The sequence below is a fragment of the uncultured Campylobacter sp. genome, from assembly GCF_938030785.1.
Classification (GTDB): domain Bacteria; phylum Campylobacterota; class Campylobacteria; order Campylobacterales; family Campylobacteraceae; genus Campylobacter_B.
Window position 1 is genome coordinate 1 of record NZ_CALHIK010000125.1, and the last position, 6,418, is coordinate 6,418.

Sequence of the window (6,418 nt, forward strand, 5' to 3'; positions counted from 1 at the left end):
AAGCCGATGGAGCCGTCGAAGATAAAATTTTAATCCCGCTTGTTTGTGCGCGGCTGCGTGCTTATTGCGCTACCGCCCCGTGCTTATTATGCCGTCGCGTAAGGCTGCATAGCGTAAATTTAAACCTGTCTTGAAAATTCCAAAATCTCGCGCTTTGAAATTTTAAAATTTGGCAAGCCGCCCGGCTGTAAATTTTGAAATTTTAAAATTTCGGCGCAAGCTGAAAACGCGCGTGAGATCGCGAGATATTCTGGTTCGAGTCGCTCTCTGTCCGCCGCGAGCGCTCGGCAAATACAGCGTCTTAAAATATTATGATAGATTATCGATTAAATGATTGCGCTATCGCGGGCATTGCCACGCTTCTTATTTGCGGCGTTTAGAAGTAAAATTTTATCGCACGATCCGCGGTGTTTAAATTTAATCCCGCCTTGAAATTTAATCACTCGTAACGTTAAAATTTAAATTCGCCTTGCGATCCATAGCTGGCGACATTTAAATCGTTAAATCCATGCTTTGAAATTTACAGCTCGCGATGTATGCTTCTGCTCGCCCGCGTCGGTATTTTGAAAAATCTACATTAATAAAATTCTCGCCGTCGCGCGCAAAGCAGTGGTTTAAATTTTCATTTCGCGCCACAAGGCGACGCCCCGGTCAAAATGCGTAAAATTTCGGCAAATTTTATACTCGCGGAATTTTAAAATTTTATCGCCGTAAAAGTCAGTGAAATTTTACTTCTGCGGCTTGCCGTCGCCGAATTTTGCGACTATCTCCTCGCTGCAGCTTTCTTTGGGCGCCCAGCCTTCGCGCTTCATCCGTGCCAGATTGTCGCACGCCTCCTGTGAGCCGCCCTCGCAAAGCTCGTCGTATATCACGAGGCTGCGGCACTGCCCGCTCGCGAAGCTCTCCAGCGCCGCGGCATTGCCCAGACAGGCTCGCTCGCGCAGATCGCTCATCGCGTGCCCGCCTGCGCCGCTCATTTTATCTCCCTGCTTCCGCTCGGCGAGGGTTGCGAGCTCGCACGCATCTGCGAAAAAGCCCTGCGCTTTGAAGTGGTTCCGCACGACGCCGCGACCGCCCAGCTCGTATCTCATCGCCATTTCGTAGCATGCGGCGGCGTCCTTTTTGCTGCATTTTGCTAAAAGCGCACTGGTTTTTGCGCCGCTAAATTTAAACTCTTTGGCTTTGCCGCCCGCGTTTGCCAAACTAAGCGCCAGCGCCGCCGCTAGCGCAAGCTTTAAAGCTTTCATCTTTGCTCCTTTTATTTAGTTTATCCGCCGCTCGCCCGATTTACCGCCTCATCGCGCGCTGCACTCGCGTAGCCCGCTAAAATTTCAAAGGCGCGCTCTATCTGCGCTCTAAGCTTGGAATTTTGCCACTTTTGCCGCGCTAATTTTTCGGCAGTAGATCGAGCACCGCGCAGGCGCGTTTGTTGTGCATTTTACACGCTTTATCTAGCGCCTGCCCCGAGAGCTCAAAGCTCTGAGGGGTGCCGATTCCTTGGAGATATTTGACTGACAGCTCGTAGCAAGCTTCGCTGCTGCCGGCATCGCACTGCTCGCGAAAAAGCTCAAACGACGCCACGACGTCCTTCTCTACGCCCAAGCCGCGCCCTAGCGCATCTGCGTAGAAAAAGCACGACAGCTGATCTTTTCGCTCGCAGCCGCTTTTCAGACCGCGCGCGACGCGCTCGCAGGAGCCTTCGTCGCTTTTTACGATACAGCTTTGCAGATCTGCCCGCGAAATTCCGTCCGTTTGAATGATCGCATCCGCGCTGCTTTGCGAGCCGGCACTTGCTTCGCCGCTCTTTAGAAAGTGCGCGCTTTGGGTCTCGCCGATACTCGTTGTTTTGCCCGCCGCAGAAATTTTATCCGCTCGCGCACTCTCGCCGCAGTTTGCCGCAAGTGCGCAAAATAGCGCCAAAAATAGAAATTTTTTCATACCCGCCTCCGTTAAATTTAGCGCCATTTTAGTCAAAAATGCTGAATTTAAGGAAAACTACTTATTTTTTATTCGGTCAAATTCTGACCGCGACCGCGAGTATAATTTGGCTAAATTTTTGCCAAGGAGTAAAAAATGGCTTCAAGTTCAATCGACAGCAGGGTTTTTGGGGTGCTTTTCGCAAGCGAAGAGATGAAGAAGATTTTCAGTGATGAAAATCGCGTACAAAAGTGGCTTGATACCGAGGCTGCGCTTGCTAGGGCACAAGCAAGGCTCGGTATAATTGAACCGCGTAGAGCGGAGCAGATCACAAAATTTGCCCATGTGGAGCTTTTAAATTTGGATGCGATCGGCGAGAATTACAAAAGCTCGATAACCATCGTGCCACTTTTGAAGGAGTTTAAAAAGGTCTTTGACGACGATAGCGGAGAGTTTGTGCATTGGGGAGCTACGAGTCAGGATATAATGGATAACGGCATGGTGTTGCAGATCCGCGAGGCGCATGCGCTACTTACGAAGCTGCTAGATAAAACATATCGCGAGTGCCTAAGAATCGCCGAAAAATATAAAAATACCGTCATGGCAGGTCGTACGCATGTCATCCACGCGCTACCTATAACATTCGGCTTCAAAGTCGCGATGTGGGCGCAGGAGATCAAGCGTAGTTTGCAGCGCCTGGAGGAAATTAAGCCGCGGTTATTCGTGGGACAGCTAAGTGGCGCGGTCGGTACGATGGCAAGTCAGGAGGGCAAGGGTTTTGAGATGCAAAAGCTGATGTTTGAAGATCTTGGCTTAAACGTACCCGTCATCTCGTGGCATCCAAGCCGCGATCATATCGCGGAATTCGTAGCTTTGCAGGCACTCATTGCAGGCACGATCGGACGTATCGCGCATGAAATTTTAAGCTTGCAACGCACAGAAATTTGCGAGGTCGAAGAGCCGTTTTTCATGGGCAAGGTTGGAAGCTCGACGATGCCTCATAAGCGTAATCCACAGGTTTGTGAGAGCGTCATTGCGCTTACTAAGATTGTGCGCGCTCAAGCGCCGCTTGCGGTCGAGGCGATGGAGTGCGAAAATGAGCGCGACTGGGGCTGCGAAGCGGTCGAGTGGGACTGCGTGCCGCACGCTAGCGTTTGCTTAGCCGCAGCGCTTGAGAAGCAAAACGACATTTTGGAAAATTTAATCGTTTATCCGCAAAATATGCGCCGTAACCTCGATGCCCTCAAAGGCGCGATGTTAAGCGAAGCCGTGATGCTGCACCTCGGCGAAAAGCTCGGTAGGATGAGCGCTCACGAGATCGTTTATGAGGTCTGTATGAAGGCTTTCACGGACGGCAAGCCTGTTATCGACGATCTTCTCGAGCGCGAAGAGGTCGCCAAATACTTCACTCGCGCCGATTTGGAAAAGATCATGAACCCCGAGCTTTACACCGGCGAGAGCGCGGCGTTTGTGGATAGGGTTTTAGCAGACAGCAAGAGGTAGGCGGGGTTTTTGCTCTGCTTGCTCATTTTGCGTAGCGGAAACGGCTCGCGATGCGGCGTAAAATCGGCTTTAAATTCGTATATCCTTACGCGGCACGGCTACCACATGGCGGCTGCAGGTAAAATTCATAAAATTTTACCGAAGCTCGCGCAGTGTGTGAAATTTAAACCGACTTTAAAATCGCGGTGGAATTTTACGTCGCACGCCACGAAATAGAATTTAAAATTTCGTCTAGTTTGCCGTTAGTTTTAAGCGATTAAATTTAAAGCCTCGTCGCCGTTTAGCTAAATTTATGACGAGACAAATGAGGCAAAATAAAATCAGGGGGTCATTATGAATCCAAAATTTATAAAATTCTTAGTACTTATCGCGGTCGGCATGGCTATCTGGTTCTGCCCGCACCCGCAAGCGGTAAGTGCGCAGGCTTGGCATCTATTCGCCATCGTAGTGGCGACGATTTTAGGGCTCATACTTCAGCCTATTCCAATCGGCGCCATCGCCTTCATCGGCGTTACGGTTGCGGTTTTGACGAAAGTTTTAAAGCCCAGCGACGCTCTGGGCGGTTTTGGCAATACTACGATCTGGCTAATTTTTTGCGCCTTTATTTTGGCTCGCGGCTTTATTAAAACGGGTCTAGGGCGCAGGATCGCGTATAAAATCATCAGTCTGATCGGCGATAGTACCCTTAAAATAGGCTACTCAATCGTTATCAGCGAGTTTATTATATCGCCTGCGATGCCTTCGGCCGGGGCTAGGGCAGGAGGAGTGCTCTTCCCGATCGTAAAAGGCCTAAGCAGCGCGCTGGGTTCTGAGCCGGGTGATTCCAGGCGCAGGGCGGGTGCGTATTTGATGCAGACGTTGTGGCAGAGCAACGGTATCACGAACGCGATGTTTCTAACCTCGATGGCTGGCAATCCTTTCATCGCAAAGCTTGCTGCCGATACGCTAGGCATTCAAATTTCATGGTCTTTGTGGGCGATGGGCGCTATAGTACCAGGGCTCGTATCGCTTGCTTTGATGCCTAGCTTGCTGTATAAAATTTACGCACCCGAGCTTAAAAAATATCCACAAGCCAAGCAGATCGCAAGTCAAGAGTTAGCCGCTATGGGCGCGATGAGCTACGGCGAAAAAGTGGTCGTAGGCGTGTTTGTTTGCGCACTCGCACTTTGGGCTACGGGTGGGCTAACCGGCATCGGCGCTACGACGGTGGGAATGCTTGCCGTCTGTGCGCTGGTGCTAAGCGATGTATTGTCGTGGCAGGACGTGCTCGGTGAAAAAGGCGGCTGGGATACGCTCATCTGGATGGGCTCGCTTATAACGCTTGCGGGCGGTCTTAGCAAGCTAGGTCTAATTAAGTGGTTCGCGGACTTCGTGGCCGCTGGTGTTAGTGGAATTCCGTGGATCGCCGCACTTGGAATTTTGCTTTTGGTATATGTTTATTCGCACTATCTTTTCGCTAGTCTCACGGCGCACATCGCCGCGATGTATGCAACTTTTGCTGCGGTTGCGGTAGCCGCGGGAGCGCCTGCGTACTTGGTCGCCTTAGTGTTTGCGTATGCGTCGAATTTAATGATGCCGGTTACTCACTACGGCGGTGCACCCGCTCCGATAATCTTCGGCGCAGGATACGTCACGCAAAACGAATGGTGGCGGCTGGGATTTATAATGACTACGCTAAATTTAGTAATCTGGACTTTTATCGGCGGGGCTTGGTGGAAAGTGCTTGGGCTATGGTAAAATTTCACCGGCGCGGCAGTCTTTAAATTTGACGTGCTAAATTTAACCTGAGCACAGGAACAGAGATGGGTAACAAAAAAATATTCGAGTTTTTAAATTTACTTAGCGTGCTCGTGCGCATCGGCGAGATAAATCTTAAATCTTACGCCGCGACCACGGGCCTTAGCGAGCGTACGCTGAGACGGTATTTTGCCGATCTGCGCGAGTTTTTCGGCGCCGAAAATTTCATTCTCACTGAACGCGGTAATGTAGGCATCACCGATAAAAATTTACTCAGCTCGCTAACGCTTCCAAGTGAAAAGGAAAAGCTCGAGTTTCAAAAGCTTGCCGATCTGCTTCATGTTATCAATCCGGGCTTTACCGAGGTCTTGCCGCCTGCATATAAGCGCGTGGACGAAAAGCTCGCCAAGGAGCTTGCGGATATATTTTTGATCAAGGGTAGCCCACACGAAAAGCCGCCTAAGATCGGGGTTTTGATCAAGCTCCGTAAGGCGATCGGCTTTAAAAAATACTGCGATATCACGTATGAAGATGAGACGATAAAAAGCGCCAAAGCGCTAAAGATAATCTACTCCAAAGGAAACTGGCAGCTTGCGATCATTGATGCACAAAATCCTGCAAATAATGGCTTTCGCATCATTCGGATTAAATTTATAAAAGAGGTCGTGCTGCGCGCAAATACCTTCAATCTCAGCGAATATACGCGGAAATTCCTGCTGAATATGGAGAGCTTTTACGACGGATATGACGTCGAGCCCTATATGTGCGAAGTCGCCGTAGCACCCAAAATTTTAAAATTTTTCGAGGCAAAGAAGTTTTTTCGCTCGCAAAAAATCGGCAGGAAATTTAAAAACGGTTGGAGTCTTATCGGCTACGAGATTACGAGTGACGATATGATTTTGATGCTCGCGCAAAGATTTTTTCCGCATTTCGTGATCCTCTCTCCGCGCACCGCCCGCGAAAAATTTAATACTCAAATCCACGAGTATCTACAAAATGAGGAGCTTGAATTTGATTAAATTTATAAAAAGCTCGGGCTATTAACGCGGCTCATTATGAGATGCGCGCACTTTAAAATTACAGGCTCTTTAGCGCCGCGAGTACGTTTTGTGCGTCTTGCTCGGGCTCTGCGATACGGCTAAAGCGCTTTATCTCCTTGCCGTCTTTAAAAATCAGGGTTTGGCGGTGGTAAAATTTCTTCCCGTCGCCGGTAGTGAAAGTCTCGAGCCGCAGCGGCGCTTCAAGCTCGAATTTTTCGTCG

General features: G+C 49.7%; 5 protein-coding genes and 1 pseudogene. 3 read left to right on the forward strand and 3 right to left on the reverse strand.

Annotation, left to right across the window (positions count from 1 at the left end; all coding sequences use genetic code 11):
• Nucleotides 1-728: 728 nt before the first annotated feature.
• Complete coding sequence (locus Q0438_RS07255) at nt 729-1,247, reverse strand: hypothetical protein (RefSeq protein WP_299189677.1); 519 nt, start codon at nt 1,245-1,247, stop codon at nt 729-731.
• Between the two features lie 139 nt (nt 1,248-1,386).
• Entirely contained in the window at nt 1,387-1,938 is a 552-nt protein-coding gene (locus Q0438_RS07260) for a sel1 repeat family protein (protein ID WP_299189685.1), read from the reverse strand.
• Between the two features lie 135 nt (nt 1,939-2,073).
• Between Q0438_RS07260 and purB the strand changes: the two genes are divergently transcribed.
• From purB to Q0438_RS07275, 3 genes are all read left to right on the forward strand, one after another.
• Nucleotides 2,074-3,420 carry an adenylosuccinate lyase gene (purB, locus tag Q0438_RS07265; RefSeq protein ID WP_297914247.1) on the forward strand — a complete coding sequence of 449 codons (1,347 nt, stop codon included), beginning with the start codon at nt 2,074-2,076 and terminating at the stop codon, nt 3,418-3,420.
• A 333-nt stretch (nt 3,421-3,753) separates the two neighbouring features.
• On the forward strand, nt 3,754-5,157 hold the full coding sequence (locus tag Q0438_RS07270) for an anion permease (protein WP_297914250.1): 1,404 nt from the start codon (nt 3,754-3,756) through the stop codon (nt 5,155-5,157).
• Nucleotides 5,158-5,222: 65 nt separating this feature from the next.
• Complete coding sequence (locus Q0438_RS07275; RefSeq protein WP_297914253.1) at nt 5,223-6,176, forward strand: YafY family protein; 954 nt, start codon at nt 5,223-5,225, stop codon at nt 6,174-6,176.
• A gap of 58 nt (nt 6,177-6,234) precedes the next feature.
• Here the strand turns inward: Q0438_RS07275 and Q0438_RS07280 are convergent.
• Nucleotides 6,235-6,418, reverse strand: a pseudogene (locus tag Q0438_RS07280) (redoxin); the annotation flags it as partial.